Annotated in this window: 19 protein-coding genes; 9 read left to right on the top strand and 10 right to left on the bottom strand. The window is 64.9% G+C overall.

What is annotated here, in order from left to right:
• Positions 1 to 11: 11 nt before the first annotated feature.
• The 4 genes from ACOMG5_RS05875 (at position 12) to dxs (ending at position 4,191) form a co-directional block, all read left to right on the top strand.
• The gene (locus ACOMG5_RS05875; RefSeq protein WP_420342863.1) at positions 12 to 602 is read left to right on the top strand and encodes a queuosine precursor transporter; all 591 of its coding nucleotides are present in this window, start codon (positions 12 to 14) and stop codon (positions 600 to 602) included.
• Between the two features lie 583 nt (positions 603 to 1,185).
• A complete protein-coding gene (locus ACOMG5_RS05870; RefSeq protein ID WP_420342862.1) occupies positions 1,186 to 1,428 on the top strand; it encodes an exodeoxyribonuclease VII small subunit in 243 nt (80 codons plus the stop codon).
• The gene (locus ACOMG5_RS05865) at positions 1,428 to 2,282 is read left to right on the top strand and encodes a polyprenyl synthetase family protein (RefSeq protein ID WP_420342861.1); all 855 of its coding nucleotides are present in this window, start codon (positions 1,428 to 1,430) and stop codon (positions 2,280 to 2,282) included. Before ACOMG5_RS05870 ends, ACOMG5_RS05865 begins: the two co-directional genes overlap by 1 nt.
• A 7-nt stretch (positions 2,283 to 2,289) precedes the next feature.
• Positions 2,290 to 4,191 carry a 1-deoxy-D-xylulose-5-phosphate synthase gene (gene dxs / locus ACOMG5_RS05860; RefSeq protein ID WP_420342860.1) on the top strand — a complete coding sequence of 634 codons (1,902 nt, stop codon included), beginning with the start codon at positions 2,290 to 2,292 and terminating at the stop codon, positions 4,189 to 4,191.
• On the opposite strand, the gene ACOMG5_RS05855 is transcribed toward dxs, so the two are convergent.
• Genes ACOMG5_RS05855 through ACOMG5_RS05810 form a run of 10 tightly spaced genes read right to left on the bottom strand, consistent with a single transcriptional unit; the run spans position 4,192 to position 12,427 of the window.
• The gene (locus ACOMG5_RS05855) at positions 4,192 to 4,668 is read right to left on the bottom strand and encodes a VOC family protein (RefSeq protein ID WP_420342859.1); all 477 of its coding nucleotides are present in this window, start codon (positions 4,666 to 4,668) and stop codon (positions 4,192 to 4,194) included. It lies immediately after the preceding gene.
• Positions 4,669 to 4,725: 57 nt separating this feature from the next.
• Entirely contained in the window at positions 4,726 to 5,343 is a 618-nt protein-coding gene (locus ACOMG5_RS05850; RefSeq protein ID WP_420342858.1) for an HAD family hydrolase, read from the bottom strand.
• Positions 5,336 to 5,788 carry a YaiI/YqxD family protein gene (locus ACOMG5_RS05845; protein ID WP_420342857.1) on the bottom strand — a complete coding sequence of 151 codons (453 nt, stop codon included), beginning with the start codon at positions 5,786 to 5,788 and terminating at the stop codon, positions 5,336 to 5,338. The genes ACOMG5_RS05850 and ACOMG5_RS05845 overlap by 8 nt, the downstream gene beginning before the upstream one ends.
• A complete protein-coding gene (fghA, locus tag ACOMG5_RS05840; protein WP_420342856.1) occupies positions 5,785 to 6,615 on the bottom strand; it encodes an S-formylglutathione hydrolase in 831 nt (276 codons plus the stop codon). Before fghA ends, ACOMG5_RS05845 begins: the two co-directional genes overlap by 4 nt.
• 9 nt (positions 6,616 to 6,624) lie before the next feature.
• Positions 6,625 to 7,545, bottom strand: a complete 921-nt coding sequence (locus ACOMG5_RS05835; RefSeq protein ID WP_420342855.1) for an AEC family transporter — start codon at positions 7,543 to 7,545, stop codon at positions 6,625 to 6,627.
• Positions 7,546 to 7,573: 28 nt separating this feature from the next.
• Complete coding sequence (mbfA, locus tag ACOMG5_RS05830; protein WP_420342854.1) at positions 7,574 to 8,551, bottom strand: iron exporter MbfA; 978 nt, start codon at positions 8,549 to 8,551, stop codon at positions 7,574 to 7,576.
• Positions 8,552 to 8,610: 59 nt separating this feature from the next.
• Positions 8,611 to 9,159: a PqiC family protein gene (locus ACOMG5_RS05825; protein ID WP_420342853.1), complete on the bottom strand. Its 549-nt coding sequence runs from the start codon at positions 9,157 to 9,159 to the stop codon at positions 8,611 to 8,613.
• Between the two features lie 12 nt (positions 9,160 to 9,171).
• Positions 9,172 to 11,193, bottom strand: a complete 2,022-nt coding sequence (locus ACOMG5_RS05820; protein WP_420342852.1) for an intermembrane transport protein PqiB — start codon at positions 11,191 to 11,193, stop codon at positions 9,172 to 9,174.
• Entirely contained in the window at positions 11,190 to 11,810 is a 621-nt protein-coding gene (locus ACOMG5_RS05815; RefSeq protein WP_420342851.1) for a paraquat-inducible protein A, read from the bottom strand. The genes ACOMG5_RS05820 and ACOMG5_RS05815 overlap by 4 nt, the downstream gene beginning before the upstream one ends.
• A complete protein-coding gene (locus tag ACOMG5_RS05810; protein WP_420342850.1) occupies positions 11,807 to 12,427 on the bottom strand; it encodes a paraquat-inducible protein A in 621 nt (206 codons plus the stop codon). The genes ACOMG5_RS05815 and ACOMG5_RS05810 overlap by 4 nt, the downstream gene beginning before the upstream one ends.
• 138 nt (positions 12,428 to 12,565) lie before the next feature.
• Here ACOMG5_RS05810 and ACOMG5_RS05805 point away from each other — a divergent pair, with 138 nt between their 5' ends.
• The 5 genes from ACOMG5_RS05805 to ACOMG5_RS05785 all read left to right on the top strand — a co-directional run bounded on the left by ACOMG5_RS05805 (position 12,566) and on the right by ACOMG5_RS05785 (position 18,374).
• Entirely contained in the window at positions 12,566 to 13,417 is an 852-nt protein-coding gene (locus ACOMG5_RS05805) for a flagellar motor protein MotB (protein ID WP_420342849.1), read from the top strand.
• 101 nt (positions 13,418 to 13,518) lie between these two features.
• Positions 13,519 to 14,790: a flagellar hook protein FlgE gene (locus ACOMG5_RS05800; RefSeq protein ID WP_420342848.1), complete on the top strand. Its 1,272-nt coding sequence runs from the start codon at positions 13,519 to 13,521 to the stop codon at positions 14,788 to 14,790.
• A gap of 29 nt (positions 14,791 to 14,819) precedes the next feature.
• Positions 14,820 to 16,262, top strand: a complete 1,443-nt coding sequence (gene flgK / locus ACOMG5_RS05795; protein WP_420342847.1) for a flagellar hook-associated protein FlgK — start codon at positions 14,820 to 14,822, stop codon at positions 16,260 to 16,262.
• 1 nt (position 16,263) lies between these two features.
• On the top strand, positions 16,264 to 17,277 hold the full coding sequence (locus ACOMG5_RS05790; RefSeq protein WP_420342846.1) for a flagellin: 1,014 nt from the start codon (positions 16,264 to 16,266) through the stop codon (positions 17,275 to 17,277).
• Complete coding sequence (locus ACOMG5_RS05785) at positions 17,277 to 18,374, top strand: flagellar basal body P-ring protein FlgI (protein WP_420342845.1); 1,098 nt, start codon at positions 17,277 to 17,279, stop codon at positions 18,372 to 18,374. Before ACOMG5_RS05790 ends, ACOMG5_RS05785 begins: the two co-directional genes overlap by 1 nt.
• The last annotated feature ends 237 nt before the right edge of the window (positions 18,375 to 18,611 follow it).

Here is an 18,611-nt window from a genome sequence, read left to right as displayed (position 1 = left end):
GCATTCTCGCCATGACCGTCATCGTCGTGGCCTCCAATATCCTCGTGCAGCACCTGTTCGGCCAATGGCTGACCTGGGGTGCCTTCACCTATCCCTTCGCCTTCCTCGTCACCGATCTGACGAATCGCCTGCAGGGGCCGGCCGCCGCGCGCAAGGTGGTGGTCGCAGGGTTTGTCGTGGGCATTCTCTGTTCGGTGATCGGCTCGCAGATCGATGGCGAATTCGGCGCGCTGGTCAGCTTCCGCATCGCAGTGGCGTCCGGCCTCGCCTTCCTGTGCGGGCAATTGTGCGATGTGTCGGTCTTCAACCTGCTGCGCCGGTTCAGCTGGTGGAAGGCGCCGCTGGTGGCATCCTTCCTCGGGTCCTGTATCGATACCGCGCTGTTCTTCTCCCTCGCCTTTGCCGCGCCCTTCGCCTTCATCGAACCGGGCAACGACATGGGCTGGGCCGGCGAAATGCTGCCGCTGCTCGGTATCGGGCCGCAGGTTCCGCTCTGGGTCTCGCTCGCGCTGGCCGATTGGTGTGTCAAAGTTGCTATAGCAATAATCGCATTGACGCCTTATCGGGCAATTGTCTGGAAACACGCGCCACGCATTGCGTGAATTAACTTGCCATATACCAGATCTGTGCCACCTTTGGTTCATCGGCAACGCATGAAAGGAGGTGGTCCAGTGTCTAGAGTGATATTGGAGAGAGGTGTCGGGACAGTCAGGGGGGCCGAGGCCTGAGGGCAACCCCAAGGGTCGAAAACCCTGGCTGGGACGGACGGATCCGATCTAGGACCCTAACCGGACCATCTCCGTAGATCTCGGGGGGCCGCGAGCGGATGCAGCGGCCCTTACCCTTTGCCAGCGCCCGGCTGATCAAGGCGCAGGCCAGAACGAGGAGACGCAGGCGGGCAATGCCCCGGCGTCTCCAGCATCCGCCCCAGTTTCAGCTCTTCGCCAGAACGCCGCTCCGAGCTGCCTGACGCATGCGTCGCCCCCTAGGGGGTGGAGGCCCGGTCTATGGCCCGCCCGAGGATTTCGCGGCGCCGCGGGTGCCCGGCGCGACGGCGCGAATCGGCGGCTGCCGCGCAAAGGTGCCTCTCCGACCGATCATCGCATTTCCGCCGAAACCCCCATCTCGCACTGGATTCCGCGAGGCTTCCGTGGCATCCCCGGGGCAAAAGGAAAGGATCTGGCGATGAGCGAACCCGACATCTCCGCGATGAGCTTCGAGCAGGCGATGAAGGAACTCGAGGGCGTCGTCGGGCGGCTCGAGCGGGGCGAGGTGCCGCTCGACGAATCGATCCGCCTGTATGAGCGCGGGGCTGCGCTGAAGGAGCGCTGCGCGACGCTGCTGAAGGAAGCCGAGGAGCGGGTCGAGAAGATCACGCTCGGCACTGACGGCGCGCCGAATGGCACGGTCCCGGTCGAAGGCCTGTAATGTTTCCCGAACGTCTGGCCCAGGTGCAGGGCGCGGTGGGCGCCGCGCTGGACGAAGCGATCGCGCGCTATCCGGCCGGCAGCCTGCGCGACGCGATGGCCTATGCCGCCACAGGCGGCAAACGGCTACGGGCGTTTCTGGTGCTGGAATCGGCCGCGCTGTTCGGGGTGGCGGATGCCCTGCCCGCGGCCACCGCCGTCGAGGCGCTGCATGCCTACAGCCTCGTGCATGACGACATGCCCTGCATGGACGACGACGACCTGCGCCGCGGCCTGCCGACCGTCCATGTGAAATGGGACGAGGCGACCGCGGTTCTGGCGGGCGATGCGCTGCAGACGCTGGCCTTTGCGCTGTGCACCGCCCCGGCGCTCGGGCCGCACCGGATCGAGCTGGTTGCGGCACTGGCCGAGGCTTCGGGCGCGGGCGGGATGGTCCATGGTCAGGCGCTCGACATTGCGGCCGAAACCGCTGCCGTGCCGCTGAGCCTTGCCGAAATCACCCGGCTGCAGGCGGGCAAGACCGGGGCGCTGATCTCTTTTGCGGCCGAAGCGGGGGCGATTCTCGCCGGCGCGGACCGCGCGCCGCTTGCGGCCTATGCGCGCGCGCTCGGGCTCGCCTTCCAGATCGCCGATGACATTCTCGATGTCGAGGGCTCGGAGCAGGCGGCGGGCAAACGCCTGCACAAGGACGCCGCCGCGGGCAAGGCCACCTTCGTGTCGCTCCTCGGGCTCGCGGGCGCCAAGCAGCGCGCCGCCGAGCTGGTCGCCGAAGCCGAAGCCGCTCTTGCGCCCTATGGCGAAAAGGCGGAAACCTTGCGGGACGCCGCGCGTTATGTGATCGCCCGCGACAAGTGAGCCAGTGATGAGCCAGACCCCGACCCTCGACCGCGTGCATCTGCCTTCGGACATGAAGGCGCTCTCGGATGCCGAGCTGAAAAAGCTCGCCTCGGAGCTGCGCGCGGAAACGATTTCCGCGGTGTCGGAGACCGGCGGGCATCTGGGTGCGGGGCTCGGCGTGGTGGAGCTGACGGTGGCGCTCCATGCCGTGTTCGACGCCCCGCGCGACAAGATCATCTGGGACGTCGGGCATCAGTGCTATCCGCACAAGATCCTCACCGGGCGGCGGGAGCGGATCCGCACCCTGCGCATGAAGGACGGGCTGTCGGGCTTCACCAAGCGCTCGGAAAGCCCCTACGACCCGTTCGGCGCCGGGCACAGCTCGACCTCGATCTCCGCCGCCGTGGGCTTCGCGATGGGCCGCGAGCTGGGCGCTGAGACCGGCGATGCGATTGCCGTGATCGGCGATGGCGCGATGTCGGGCGGTATGGCCTTCGAGGCGCTGAACCATGGCGGGCATCTCGGCAAACGGGTGTTCGTGGTGCTGAACGACAATGAAATGTCGATCGCGCCGCCGGTCGGGGCCCTTTCGGCCTATCTCACGCGGCTCTATTCCGAAGCGCCGATGCAGGACCTGAAGGCCGTCGCCAAGGGCGCGGTCAGCCTGCTGCCGGAGCCGTTCCAGGAGGGCGCGCGCCGGGCGAAGGAACTGCTGAAGACCATGGCCGTGGGCGGGACGCTGTTCGAGGAGCTGGGCTTCACCTATGTCGGGCCGGTGGACGGGCACGACCTGGACGCGCTGCTGCCGCTCCTGCGCACGCTGAAGGCCCGCGCCAAGGGGCCGGTGCTGATCCATGCGCTCACCCGCAAGGGCAAGGGCTATGCCCCCGCCGAAGCGCGCGCCGACAAGGGCCATGCCACGGCGCGATTCGATGTGGCGACCGGGGCGCAGCACAAGGCGCCCTCCAACGCGCCGAGCTATACCAAGGTCTTTGCCGAGAGCCTGATCCGCGAGGCCCGGCGCGACGAGAAGATCGTCGCCATTACCGCCGCGATGCCCGATGGCACCGGGCTCGACCTCTTTGCCAAGCAGTTCCCACGCCGGTGTTTCGACGTGGGCATCGCCGAGCAGCATGCGGTGACCTTTTCCGCCGGGCTGGCGGCCTCCGGCATGCGGCCGTTCTGCGCGATCTATTCCACCTTCCTGCAGCGCGGCTACGATCAGATCGTCCATGATGTGGCGATCCAGCGGCTGCCGGTGCGTTTCGCGATCGACCGCGCCGGGCTCGTGGGCGCCGATGGCGCGACCCATGCCGGGGCGTTCGATATCGGCTTTATGGCCTCGCTGCCCGGCATGGTGGTGATGGCCGCGGCCGATGAGGCCGAGCTGGTGCATATGGTGGCAACCGCCGCCGCGCATGACAGCGGCCCGATCGCCTTCCGCTATCCGCGCGGCGAGGGCATGGGCGTGGAGATGCCCGAGGAGGGCGTACCGCTGGAGATCGGCCGTGGCCGCATCGTCGCCGAGGGGGCGCGCGTCGCGATCCTGAGCTTCGGCACCCGTCTCGCGGAGGTATTGAAGGCGCGCGAGGCGCTCGGCCAGCGCGGCATCGCGCCCACGGTCGCCGATGCGCGCTTCGCCAAGCCGCTCGACACCGCGCTGATCCGCCTGCTGGTGGCGGAGCACGAGGCGCTGATCTGCATCGAGGAAGGCGCCATCGGCGGCTTCGGCAGCCATGTGGCGCAGTTCCTGGCGGAGGAAGGCGTCTTCGACCGCGGTTACAAATTCCGCTCCATGGTCCTGCCCGATACGTTCATCGACCACGCCAGCCCCGAAGATATGTATGCCTCCGCGCGCATGAACGCGGCCGACATCGAGGCGAGGGTGCTGGAGCTGCTGGACGTCGCCGTCGCGCGGCGGGCCTGATCAGCCCCGGATCGCGGCCTCGATCGCCGCGACGTCGATCCGGCCCATGCTCATCATCGCGGTGAAGGCGCGCTCCGCCGCGGCCCCGCCCCCGGCCAGCGCCTCCGTGAGCACCCGCGGCGTGATCTGCCACGAGATCCCCCAGCGGTCGCAGCACCAGCCGCAGGCGCTCTCCGCCCCGCCATTGCCCACGATCGCATCCCAGTAGCGGTCGGTCTCTGCCTGATCGTCGGTCGCGATCTGAAAGGAGAAGGCCTCGCTGTGCCGGAACACGGGGCCGCCATTGAGCCCGCAGCACGGAATCCCCGCGACGGTGAACAGCACGAGCAGCACATCGCCCTTCCGGCCCGAGGGATAATCCGCGGGCGCATGGTGCACGGCTTCGACGGTGCTGTCCGGAAATGTCGCGGCATAGAAGGCCGCGGCGGCTTCGGCATCATGGTCGTACCAGAGGCAGACCCGGTTCCTGGTGGTCATGGCGCGCTCCTCCCACAGGCGAAGGTAACGCAGCCGGGCCTTTCCTGTTCCCGTGGCTCAGCCGGCCTCACGCGCGCTCAGCAGCCCCTCGGCCACCAGCCGCGCGGCCCAGCCGGCCGGATCCTCGAACCGGTGCGTCTTCCAGCCGCGCATATGGGCGGTGGCGATATTGTCGGCGCGGTCATCGGCGAAGAGAAGCTGCGCGCCGCTGAGCCCGGTCTCGGCCTCCACGCGCTCATAGATTGCGGGCGCCGGTTTCGCCATCCGCAGATGGCCCGAAACGAAGCCACGGTCGAACTCCCGCAGGAACGGGTAGTGCAGCTGCGCGAGCGCGAAGGTCTCCACCCCGAAATTGGTGAGCGAGAACACCGGCACCCCCTTCGCCCGCAGCGCGCGCAGGAGGCGCACCGAATGCGGAATCTCGGGCGCGGCCATCTGCAGCCAGTCATCGTGCCAGCGCAGGATTTCGGCCCGCCAGCGCGGGTATCTGTCGGCCCAGGCCAGCACGGTTTCGCGGAAGGGCGCGCCATGGTCGATCAGGTCGTTCATGCCATGCAGGTCGATTTCCGCGAACATCGCCCGGCGCTCGGCCTCCGGCATGATCCGGTCGTAATGCCGCTCGGGCTGCCATTCGATCAGCACATTGCCGATATCGAAGATCACCGCCTCAACCATTGTCCCTCCCCGCGGCCCGCACCGCCCGGTCCAGCGCCTCCAGGAAATGCGACCTGTCGGCGCGGCTGAAGGCGCGCCCGCCGCCCTGCCGGAACGGATCGGCCGCGCGCAGATCGGCCATCAGGTCGCGCGTGGCCAGCACGTTGCCGATATTCGCGGGCGTCAGCGCCTCGCCATCGGGGCGCAGCACCCGCGCCCCCGCCGCCACGCATTTCGCCGCGAGCGGAATATCGTTGGTGATGACGACATCGCCCCGCCCTGCCCGCTCCGCGATATGCTTGTCGGCCTCGTCCGGCCCTTCGGCGACATAGACCATGCGCACCAGCGGGTTTTGCGAAGGCCGGAGCCCGCCATTCGACACGAAGGCCAGAGGCACGCCGAGCCGGGTCGCGACCCGCTCGGCCTCCTCCTTCACCGGGCAGGCATCGGCATCGACCCAGATCACCGCCAGAGCGCCTCCGAATGGAAGGCGATGTGATCCTCGATGAAGGTCGATACGAAGAAATAGCTGTGATCGTAGCCCTTCTGCATGCGGAAGGCGCCGGGCTGGCGGCGCGCGGCCATGGCCTGGGCCAGCGTTTCCGGGCGCAGCAGGTCGAGGAACTGGTCGGCCCCGCCCTGGTCGATCAGCACTTCGCCGTCGAAGCCCTTCTCCGCCATCAGGATCGAGGCGTCATGCGCGCGCCAGCGGCTTTCGTCGGCGCCAAGGTAGGCGGTGAACTGCTTGCGGCCCCAGTCGCTGCCGGTGGGGTTGGCGATCGGCGCGAAGGCCGAGACGGAGCGGAAGCGGCCGGGCAGGCTCATCGCCAGCGTGAGCGCGCCGTGGCCGCCCATCGAATGGCCGGTGATCGCCTGGCGGTCCTCGTCAATCTCGAAGCCGGCGGTGACGACGCGGGGCAGCTCCTCGGCAAGGTAGTCCCACATGCGGAAATGCTTCTTCCAGGGCGCCTGCGTCGCGTTCACATAGAAGCCCGCGCCCTGGCCCAGGTCATAGGCCTCGTCATTTGCCACGCCCTCGCCGCGGGGCGAGGTATCGGGGAACACCAGCGCCAGCCCGTGCTCGGCGGCGAAGCGCTGCGCGCCCGCCTTCACCATGGCGTTTTCATGGGTGCAGGTCAGCCCCGAGAGATACCACAGCACCGGCGCCGGGCGCTCGATCGCGCTCGCGGGCAGGAACAGCCCGAAGGTCATGTCGCAGCCGGTGACCTCCGAGGCATGGGCATAGACACCCTGAATGCCGCCGAAGCACCTGTTTTCCGAAATCGTGCGCATGGCGCCCTCCTAGTGATGCGAAACCCAGGCAATGACGCCCGGGATGGTCAGGATGCTGACCGCCGTCGAGATCAGGATCGCGGTGGAGACCCGCTGCATCCCCACCCCGAAATAGGCGGCCAGAATGTAGACGTTTCCGGCGACGGGCAAGGCCGCGGCGGCGATCATGACGCCAGCCGCGAAAGGCTCCACCGGGAACAGCCAGAGTGCCGCCGCCGCCACCGCGAGCGGATGAAGCACCAGCTTGGCGAACGAAAGCCAGACCGCGGGCGCCACGCGCTGCGCCGATGTGGCCGCGAGCGAGGCGCCGATGGCGAACAGCGCGCCCGGCGTGGCCGCGGCCCCGATCAGGGCGAGGAACTCCGCCAACGGCGCGGGCATCGGCAGATGCAGCCCCGCCCAGGCGAGCCCCGCCGCCATCGAAACGATCATCGGATTGCGCAGGAGCCCCAGCAGCAGCGGCCCAAACGCCACCCGGCCATGGCGCGACGCGGTGATGAGCATGGTGATGAGCGGCGAGAACACGATCATGTCGGCGGTCAGCACCATCAGCACCGGGCCCGCCGCGCGTTCGCCCAGCAGCACGACGAGCATCGGCACCCCGAGAAAGCCGGTATTGCCGGTCATGCCGGTATGGGCCTCCATCGCGGCATCGGCGAGCGGCAGGCCGCGCAGGCGCGCCACCGCAAAGCACAGCGCCCAGACCACGGCCGAGCCCGCCAGATAGGCCGCGACGAAGACCGGGTCGAACAGTTGCTCGATGGGCAGGGTGGCGGCGAAGCGAAACAGCATCGCCGACAGCGCGAAATAAAAGACGAAACGGGTCAACGCGGCGGTGGCTTCGGGCGGGAAGAACCGCACCCGGCCCGCCGCCCAACCGAGCCCGATCAGGCCGAAGAACGGCAAGGTCTTGAGGAAGATCGCCAACATGCTCCAGCGCTAGCACGCGCGGGCGGTGTCAGCCACCCCCGATGAGCGTCCCCGCCAGGAACACCAGCGCGCCCCCGACCACCACCTGCATCACCGCCCGCAGGAAGGGCGTTTCCATGTATTTGTTCTGGATCCAGGCGATGGCCCAGAGCTCCACGAAGACCACCATCATCGCGACGATCGTCGCCGTCCAGAAATCCGGGATCAGATAGGGCAGCGCATGGCCGAGGCCGCCCACCGCCGTCATGATCCCCGAGGCGAGGCCGCGCTTCAGCGGGCTGCCGCGGCCGGAGATGACGCCATCGTCATGGGCGGCCTCGGTGAAGCCCATGGAGATCCCCGCCCCCACTGCCGATGCGAGGCCGACGAGAAGCGTGGTATGGCTGTTCTGTGTGGCGAAAGCGGTGGCGAAGATCGGCGCCAGGGTGGAGACAGAACCATCCATCAGCCCCGCGAGGCCCGGCTGCACCCAGGTCAGGATGAACTGACGGTAGGCGGCGCGGTCCTCCTCGTCCTTGGCATCGGTGGTCAGGTTCGCGGCTTCGAGCTCTTCGGCCTTCTTTTCGTGGCCCTGTTCGGCCGCAGCCAGATCGCCGAGCAGGATCCGGGTCTCGGCGTCCTGGGTGCGCTGCGCGGCCAGGATATAGAACCGGGCGGCATCGCGCTCCATCGCCTCCGCCTCGCCGCGGATCTTCTCGAGCGACAGGTTCGCGGTGAGCCAGATCGGCTTGCGGGTGTAGTAGCCCGCCACGTGCTCGCGCCGGATCAGCGGGATCACCTCGCCGAAGCGGGCCTGGTGGCGCTCGATCAGGCGGCGGCGGTGCTCGTCCTCCTCCGCGGCCATCCCCTCGAAGACCGCAGCCGAGGCCGGGTATTGCGCGCGCAGGCGCTCGGCATAGGTGCGGTAGATCCGGGCGTCGTCTTCCTCGGAGGAAATCGCGAGGGCCAGAACCTCCTGTTCGGACAGGTCGGAGAAGCGGCGTCGGGAGGCAAGGCCGGAAAACATGGGGCACCCGTTTTTAGAACGGTTCTAAATTACATGCTTCCGCCCACGCTGCAAGCGCATTATTGCAGCTGCGCGATCCGCCGGGCGAGCTGGGTCAGCGCCTCGGATTGCGCCGCCACCGTGGCCGCAGCGCCCTCGCCCTGTACCGGCACGCTCAGGTCGAACCGGCGCATCAGATCGCCGCCGCCACCGCCCTGCGGCGTGACGAAATAGAGCCCGCTGAGCCGCACCATGCCCTGCGCCGTCGGCACGAACTGCTCCACCCGAACCTCGATCCGGCGCGCGGGCAGATCGCTCAGCGGCCAGGGCTCGGCGATCACCGTGGCGCCGGAAAGCTGCGAGATCTGCCGGGCGAGCGCCAGCGTCACCGCCCGCGGCGGATTGTCGGCCCAGATCTCCTTCGGATTGGAGCGGAGCGCTCCGTCCTCAGATTGCGCGGCGATCTCCTGATCGGCGGCATATTGCGGCAAGGAGACCTCGCGCAGCTCGGCCGTGCCGATCCGGTCCGGATAAGCCCGGGCGACCGGCGCCGGGTCTATGGCGAAGCGCGCGACATCGCCCGAACAGGCGGCCAGTGCCAGCGCGAGAAGCAAGGAGAAGCGGGGCATCTGGGTCCTCCGTCAGCGGCCAAGGATGAAGGCGCGCGGGTTGCGTTCGATCATGCGCGCGAGCGAGCCGAAGGCCTGGGTCGCGCGCTGCAGCTCGCGCATGGTGGCGACGAGCTGGTTGTTGAAATCACTGCGCGCGCTGTAGGCATTCACCATGACCTGCGCGTCACGCACCAGGGTATCGAGCCGCCCGGTCAGCTCCGGCACGCGGTCAGTGGCGCCGCGGATCGCCTGGGCCGCGTCCTGCGTGGCGCTCAGCGTGCCGTTCAGCTTGTCTGCCGCGCCCCCGGCGCGCAGCTCGGCCAGAAGCGCCGCGGTTTCCTGCAGCGTATCAGCGAGCGCCTTCGGCAGCTGCGCCGCATCCTCGGAGCCCAGCATGCCGCGCAGCTGCGTGATCGTGCCGTCGATGTTGCGCCCGATATCGCCCAGCGGCATCTGGCCCACGGCATCGGCCGCGCGCGTGGTGGCCGCCAGCGTATCGCCGAAGCCCTCGAACTGCGTCATCACGCTGCCCGCAGCATCGGTCAGGCCGGTCATGGCCGCGGCGGCCTTGCCCGCGGCATCCGCTTCATTGAGCTGCGCGACGAGCACCTGCATCTGATTGAGCAGCTTCGACAGGTTCACCGGCACGGCGCGGGTTTCCTGGCTATCGGCGATGGCCGCGATGGAATCCAGCGTGCGGATCGCCGAATCCATCAGCTTCTCGATCGGCAGATTGGCCACCCGGCCGACCACATCGCGCGCAGAAGCCGCCAGATCGTTGGTCGCGGGGGGGGCCGTCGGCAAGGTCGGATAGGGCTGTGCCTCCAGCGCGATGGTGGCCGGAGGCTGATCGGGCACATCGACCAGCTCGACCACCAGGGTCGTGCCCAGAAGCCCGGTTCCCGCGACGCGCGCGCGCAGGCCGCCCCGCACCTCCTGCGCCAGGAAATCGGTCAGGGTGGCGGCATCGGCATCGCGGGTCAGGCCCAGCCGCTCCGGAGACAGCGCGATGATCACCTGCTGCTGGGCGTAGCGGGTTCCGGCGGCATCCGTCTGCACCCGGATCGAGATATCGGTGACTTCGCCCGCCTCGACCCCGCGGAACTGCACCTTCGCGCCGCGCGCGAGCCCGTCCACCGGATCGTCGAACAGCAGCACGAAATGCGGCGGGTCGATCGCATCGGTGCCGAAGATCGAGGTCTTGGCGGCCTCCGCGCTTTCATAGAGCCGGAAGCCGCGGCCATTCTCGACGATCCCGCCGCCGCTGGTCAGGGTGTCGAATTCGACGCCCCCCTGCACCAGCGAGGCGAGCGAGCGCACCGAGAGGCTCACGCCGCCCGTGCCCAGCGAGAACGAGACCCCCGACGTATTCCAGAACCGTGTCATCGTGGTCATGCGGGCATCGTAGGGTGCCTCCACATAGGCATCGACGATGACCCCGGTGCCCGCCGCATTCAGCCGCAGGTTCTGGATCCGCCCCACCGTGAGCCCGCGGTAGATGATCGGCGCGCCTTCGGCGAGGCCGCCCGCATCGGCGGCGCTCAGCTCCACCACCGTGCCCTTGGTCGGATCCGGGGCGACGGGGGGCCGTTCGAGCCCCTGAAACACGCTCTGCTGCTGGCTCGGCTGCGCGTCCCACCAGCCTTCGATGAAGGTCCCCGATAGAACCGTATCCAGCCGCGAAATCCCCTGAGCGGAGACCTCGGGGCGCACCAGCCAGAACCGCGCATCCTTGTCGATATAGGGCGCGACATCCTTGTGCACCCGCACCCCCACCTTCACCGATTGCAGATCGGCGCTGAAGCCCACGGTCTCGACGGTCCCGACCGTCACTTCGCGGAATTTCAGCTGGGTTTCGTTGGGGGTGATCCCGGTCGCGTCGGCAAAGTCGATCTCGATCAGCATGCCGCGGTCGGAATAGCTGTGCCAGGCGACACCGAGCGTCACCGCCAGCGCCAGCAGCGGCACCAGCCAGACGACGGAAACCCGGCTCCAGATAGGATCCGAGGCCGGGGATTTCTTCAGTTCGGCGGGTTCGGGCGTCTCGGTCATGGTGTCCCTGTATCTGGGCCGCGCCAGATCAGGCGCGGATCGAAGGCTTGCGCCGACAGCATGGTGAAGGCGACGGATAGCGCGAAAGCGGCCGCGGCCGGGCCGGGGTGGATTGAGGCTACGAAGCCCAGCTGCACCAGCGAGGACAGGATCGCCACCACGAATACGTCGATCATCGACCAGCGGCCGATGAATTCGACCACATCATAGAGCAGAAGATGCGGCTTGCCCCCCGCCTGCGACGGCCGCGCGACGATCAGCGCGAGATAGGCGATGGCGACGAATTTGCAGATCGGGATCATCACCGAGGCGGCGAGAATGATGAGCGCGATCGGCCAGCTGCCATGTTCGGCCAGCTCCACCGCGCCGCCGATGATGGTGCTTTCGGTATGCGTTCCAAGGGCGTTGGTGAGCAGCATCGGATAGAGATTGGCCGGTATGTAGAAAATCAGCCCCGCCCACCACCAGGCCCAGACCTTCTGCAGGCTGCGCGGCGCGACCGGATGCAGCTGCGTGCCGCAGCGCCCGCACCTTTGGGTGCCCGCAGCCCACACCCGCCCACATTCGGTGCAGCCGGTCAGCCCGGCATCGGTGGCGGTCAGGAAGCGCTCGCTCATCTGTCGATTGCCTCCCAGATCGCCCATTTGCTCATGTAGATGTTCTTGAGCACAGTCACGATGATCAGCGCACAGAAGGCCCAGAAGGCCGGGCCAAAGGAAATGGAGGCAAGCCCCGCGATCTTCACCAGGGCAACGCCGGTGCCGATGACGAAGATCTCCGCCATGGACCAGGGCTGCAGCTCCTCGACCAGACGAAACACGCGGCGCGCGTGCCTCCAGGCGGGGCGGCCGTTCGCCAGCGGCCAGAGCGTGTAGATCAGCCCGGCAAAGCGCAGCACCGGCAGCGCCGCGATGGAGCCCAGAACCGCCAGCGACAGGGGCGCAAGCCAGCCATCGGAGAAGGCCATGGCGACCTCGAAAACCGAGCTCTCATGGCCGAATCCATGCGACGAGATTCCCAAAAACGGGAAGAAGATCGCCGCAATCATCAGGATCATCGCGGTGAAGGCCAGCGCCATGACATGCAGGAAAGACCGGTCCCGCGGGGTCATCAGCAGGCTGCCGCAGCGCGCACAGGCGGCGCGCTCCTGCGCCATCAGCGCGGTGGCGCGGTGCAGCGTGTCGCAGTGCGGACAGGCGATGAGGTCCTCAAGCGGGGGAAGCGGGCCGTTCATGGGCGCGATGATAGACCGCGCCGCCGGGCAAGCAAGACGCCCCGGCCTGTCGCGCGCATTTTCAGCTTAAACCGACGTTAAGTCACCGCAGGTATACCGTCCGCGATCGGTAACCTTTCCTGGCTGGCGGATGGACGGATGAAAAAGAGCGACAATTCGGCTCCGATTGTCATCAAGCGGAAGAATGTCATTGCCGGCGGCGGCCATCATGGCGGCGCCTGGAAGGTCGCCTATGCGGACTTCGTGACCGCCATGATGGCGTTCTTCCTGCTGATGTGGCTGCTCAATGCCACCACGGAGAAGCAGCGCAAGGGCATTGCGGATTACTTCAACCCGACGATCCCGGTGAACCGGATTTCGGGCGGGGGAAGCGGGGCATTCGGCGGCGATTCGATGTTCACCGACGAGAAAATGGCCCATTCCGGCACAGGCGCCGTCTTTCAGAACGCGACCGCGCAAAAGCAGTCCAAGGGATCCGAGGAGATGGGGCAAAACCCCGATGCGCAATCGGAGGACGAATTCAACACGGTCGCACGCGAGATCGACAAGACCCTTTCCGGGCGCACCGGCGAATCCATGGCGAGCGACAAGCTCGCGCGGCGAATCGTCACGCGGGTGACGGACGAGGGGCTGATCGTGGAATTCTTCGATCTGGAGAACGAGCCCCTGTTTGCCGCCGACAGCGCGACCCCGGAGCCGATTCTCGGTGAAATCACACAAATGCTGATCCGGGTATTTGGCCTTGTCGACAACCAGATCGCCGTAAACGGATATGTGCGCTCCTATCCCGAAGTTCTGCGGGTGGACCCGGTCTGGGATCTCTCTTCCGAACGGGCGCAAGTGGTGCGCGGCTTGCTGGAGCAGGCGGGGTTTGATCGCAAACGCGTCCAGCGCGTCACTGGCTTTGCCGACCGCAAGCCCGCGGCGAAGGCGGCAATGTCGATTCGCAACAACCGGATCGAGGTGATCTTGCTGCGCAAGGGCCGGTAAATCCAAGCAATTTCTTATAATTTCAGTCGTTAGGTCGATTTTAAGATCACCGGCCGCAAGGTCAGGACACTCAGGGACACCAGCAGCAGAAAGGCGCTTTCATGTCCATTTCCTCCTCGCTCACCGCCGGCGTTGCCGGGCTTGCAGCGAACTCCACCCGCCTCGCCACCATTTCCGACAACATCGCAAACTCGGGAACCTACGGTTACAAGAAGGCCACGACGGATTTCGAAAGCATGGTGCTGACGCAAAACCGCAGTGCCGGGACCTATTCGGCGGGCGGCGTCCGGGCGAGCACCTCGCGTCTGATCAGCGAAAACGGTTCCCTGGTGTCCACCTCGAACTCGATGGACCTCGCGGTGAACGGGCGTGGCTTCCTGCCGGTGACGACTACCACCTCCCTGAACGGCAGCAATGACGAGCTGCTGATGACGACGACGGGCTCCTTCGCCACCGATTCCGACGGCGTCCTGCGGACCGAATCCGGCCTCGTGCTGCTCGGCTGGCCGGCAAATGCGGATGGCTCCATTGCTTCGACCACGCAGATCCGCGATTCGATCTCGGGGCTGCAGCCGGTGGTGATCAACGCCAACCAGACCGCTGCGGACCCGACGACAGCGATCACGCTTGGGGTCAACCTGCCAGCCGCCGATGCCGATCCGGCCGGCTATACGACCACCATCGAATATTACGACAACCTCGGTGCCGCCCAGAACCTCACGGTGACCTTCGAGCCGACCGGCACCAATACCTGGACCATGTCGATCGCGGACGGCACCGGCGTCCTGGACACGGCCGACCTCACCTTCGACGATTCGCGCGGCAGCGGCGGCACGCTGGCTTCGGCGACCGGCGCAAATTACGATTCGTCGAATGGCACCTTGACCGTCAATCTGGGCGGCGACCCCAACAATCCGCTGACCATCAACATCGGCAAGATCGGATCCACCACCGGCCTGACCCAACTCTCGGATACGTTCGATCCGACCTCGATCACCAAAGATGGCTCGCCTGTCGGCAACCTCAGCGGTATCGAGATCGACGAAAAGGGTTACATCAAGGCCACCTACGATACTGGTTTTGTCAAAACGCTGTATCAGATTCCGCTCGTCGACGTGTCGAATACCAACGGGCTCAGCTCTCTCGACAATCAGACCTTCAAGGTCTCCTCGACCTCGGGTTCGTTCTACCTCTGGGATGCCGGCGACGGCCCGACCGGGACGATCGAAGGCTACTCGCGCGAGAGCTCGACCGTCGATGTGGCGGAAGAACTTACCAATCTGATCCAGACGCAGCGTGCCTACTCGTCGAATGCGAAGGTCATCCAGACCGTCGACGAGATGCTGCAGGAAACCACGAACATGAAGCGCTAAGCCATCGCGGGCTAGAGGAGACTGCCTGAATGAGTATCTCGAATGCGTTGAACAATGCAGTCTCCGGCCTGTCCGCGGCGTCGCGCATGGCCGAGGTTGTGGCGTCGAACACGTCGAACGCCCTGACCGCCGGCTACGCGCGGCGCGAAGCCACACTGACGTCGCTGAGCAACGGCGGCGTCAGCGTGACAGCGATTTCCCGTCAGGTGAGCGATTCTCTGGTCAAGGAGTCGCGCCTGGCGAATGCTGGCGCGGCGAATGCCACTGCAATCGCGGATTTCCATACGAGCATCGAATCCCTGATTGGGACCGACGACGCGACAGGATCGCTGAGCAAAACTCTCTCTACATTCGATTCAGCGCTTATCGAGGCAACCGCCTCCCCGGAAAGCACGACAGCGCTCACCAATGCGGTGACTGCGGCAAAAGATGTGGCTAGCAAGCTCAATGACATATCGGATGGCATTCAGGACGCGCGCCTAGAGGCGGACAGTTCAATCGCTGCGCAAGTCGAGAAGCTGAACTCGTCTCTTTCGCAGATCGAGGACCTGAACCGCGCGATAACACGGACGATCGCATCGGGAGCGGATGCGAACTCACTGATGGATCAGCGGCAGACGCTGATCGATGAAATTTCAAGTATCGTCCCGGTCCAAACGCTGGACCGTGCGGGGAATCAGGTCGCGCTGTACACTGCGAATGGGCTGGCGCTTCTCGACGCGACGGCCGCGACCATCGGCTTCGAGAAGGTCGGGACGATGACGGCTGATATGACACTGGAATCAGGTGCCCTGTCGGGCCTGACTGTGAACGGTCGGGCGGTTTCAACTCTCGACTCTGGCGCACTCGGTGGGGGAAGCCTCTCGGCTGCATTTTCTATCCGCGACGAGCTCGCGCCAGAAGCCCAAGCGAATGTAGATGCGCTGGCCCGAAACCTGATCGAACGCTTTGAGGGGACTGCGGTGGATCCTACGCTTTCCGCCGGCGACCCTGGATTGTTTACCGATGGAGGCTCGGCGCTAGACACAGCGGATGAGGTTGGGCTCGCGGAGCGAATCAAGATTAACGCGGCGGTGGACCCCTCAACTGGAGGGGCGGTCTGGCGGCTGCGTGATGGCCTAGCGGCAACGGCCGAAGGAACCGTTGGAAACGCAACCCTACTCAGCAGCCTTCAAGACGCACTTAGCGCAGGGAAGGTAGCAAACTCTGGAGACTACGGCTCGACTCCGCGTAGCGCATCCGAATTCGCGGCGAGCATGTTGTCCATCATCTCGACAGCGAACCAGACCGCACAATCCAGACAAACCTATGCTGTCGCCAGAATGGAAACGGCTTCTCAACAATTGTTGGCGCAAGGTGTGGACACCGATCAGGAGATGCAAACGCTTCTTCAGGTTGAGACGGCCTATTCGGCGAATGCGAAGGTCATCTCAGCGATTGATGAAATGATGCAGACAATTCTGGAGCTGTGAGATGAACTATCTATCCGTTGGAGACATGGCGCAGTCCTACCAAATGCGCCGACATAACGCACAGCTCAAGCAGACGATGAACGCGCTCTCCGAAGAGCTCACCACCGGGGTACAAAGTAATCTAGGCAAGGCGGTCAAGGGCGACTTTCGGGCGCTCTCATCCATTGATGCTTCTCTGGACCGCATCGCAAGCTACACCAAAAACGCGGACCTCGCGACCATTTACACGTCGTCGATGCAGTCCAGCCTCGAACAGGTACAAAATTTGGCTGCAACTTCGGGAGCATCTCTCTTATCTGCGTCATCTGACATCAAATCGTCTTCATTCGACGTCGCGTTGCAGGAGGCATCCCGCAACTTCGACTCTGCCATCTCTACACTCAACACGAAGATTTCTGGCCGGTATGTTTTCTCCGGAACGTCGACATCGACTCAGCCTCTTGCCTCGAGCGACACGATCCTGTCATCTCTGGAAACGGCGATCAACGGATTGACGACGTCTGGCGATATCTCCACCGCAATAGACGCATGGTTCGACGCTCCGCAGGGCTCCGGCGGCTTCATGGACATCGCATTTTCTGGAAGCACCGAAACCGTAGCCGGCTTGAGCATATCCGACAGCCAAAGCGTCGATTTTCCTGCCACGGCAGCCAGCCAAGAAATCCGCGACACACTGAAAGGCCTGGCGACAGCAGCGTTGGTGGCAAGAGGGTCTGTGCCAGACGATGACGACCTGCGCGTCAACCTCGTCCGTGGTGCGAGTGAACAACTCGTCGCCTCCGATAGCGCACTTTCCGAATTGCGTGGTGTCGTTGGAACGGTCGAAGAACAAATCGCGACAGCGCAGACCTCCAATGAGAGCGAAAAATCATCGCTGTCCATTGCGAAGAACAAACTCATTGGAATTGATGAGTACGACACAGCTACGGCACTCGAAGCGGTTCAGACACAGCTCGAAACGCTCTACACACTGACCTCTCGCCTCACACAACTGTCGCTGACGGACTATCTCTGATGCGTATTGCTTTGCTCATTCTGCTAACCCTACTGCCAGCTTTTGCTTCCGCAGCCTCGATCCGCATCAAGGATCTGGTCGAATTCGATGGAGTGCGTGGGAACGACTTAGTTGGCTATGGTCTGGTGGTAGGCCTGAACGGTACAGGCGACGGCTTGCGCAATGCCCCCTTCACCGAAGAAATTATGTCGAACGTATTGGAGCGATTGGGAGTGAATGTGTCTGGCGAACAGCTGCGCCCTAAAAACGTTGCGGCCGTTCTCGTGACAGCAACCTTACCCCCTTTCGCCCGGGCGGGAAGCCAGATCGATGTAACCGTTTCCGCGATCGGAGATGCCAAGAGTCTTCTCGGCGGGACTCTCGTCATGACTCCGCTCAACGCGGCCGATGGAGAGATTTATGCTGTTGCACAAGGGACCATCCTATCGGGAGGTGTCTCAGTCCAAGGCCAAGCAGCCTCGGTTGTTCAAGGCGTACCGACGTCCGGCTCTATCCCTTCGGGTGCCCGCGTCGAACGCGAAATCGCTTTCGATCTAGGAAGCCTTCGAACCGTACGATTGGCCTTAAAAAATCCTGATTTTACTACTGCAGGACGGATCGAGCGAGCAATCAATAGAGAGTTCGGCTCGCGAGTAGCTACCATGATGGATGCAGGGACTGTTTCACTAGATTTGGAGAGAGCCAATATGAGCTCAACTGCGCATGCAATCGGCCGCATCGAAAATCTTGATGTAGAGCCTCAGCAGCGCGCTCGTGTTGTCGTGGATCAACGCTCCGGTACAATCGTGATGGGAGAAGATGTACGAATTTCGCATGTCGCGGTTAGTCAGGGTAATCTCACCTTACGTGTTCAAGAGCAACCTTTGGCAATTCAGCCTAATCCATTCGCACGCGGAGAGACTGTTGTGGTGCCGCGCACAGGCGTTTCTCTTGAGAATGAGCCCGGACTCAGAATGGCTGAAGTTCCAGAAACAAGCTCGCTGTCAGATGTAGTTGCCGGGCTCAATGCTCTCGGAGTCAGCCCACGCGACATGATCGATATATTGAAATCGATCCATGCCGCCGGTGCGCTTCACGCGGAGTTCATCGTTAACTAGGGCCCAGACTCATTGCTTTTGACAGCCAGAACAAGACGGTTGCGGCGAGCATGATCGCGGAGAAGAAGGTTTCCGGACATCGGTCGTGTCGTGTGGCGACCCGCCGCCAGTGACCTGCCACTGGTCTTTCATCCAGCCGCGACCGGAGCCGGTAGCTGATTTACGCCTTTCGGCGTGGGATGAGCAATCGCCCGGCGCGCGGAACCCTCATCGCGTGCAGCGGGTCGGGCGATTGCG

Origin of the sequence: Paenirhodobacter sp., assembly GCF_041916475.1 — a bacterium.
Lineage (GTDB): Bacteria > Pseudomonadota > Alphaproteobacteria > Rhodobacterales > Rhodobacteraceae > Rhodobacter.
This window is presented reverse-complemented; position numbering and strand designations above follow the sequence as displayed.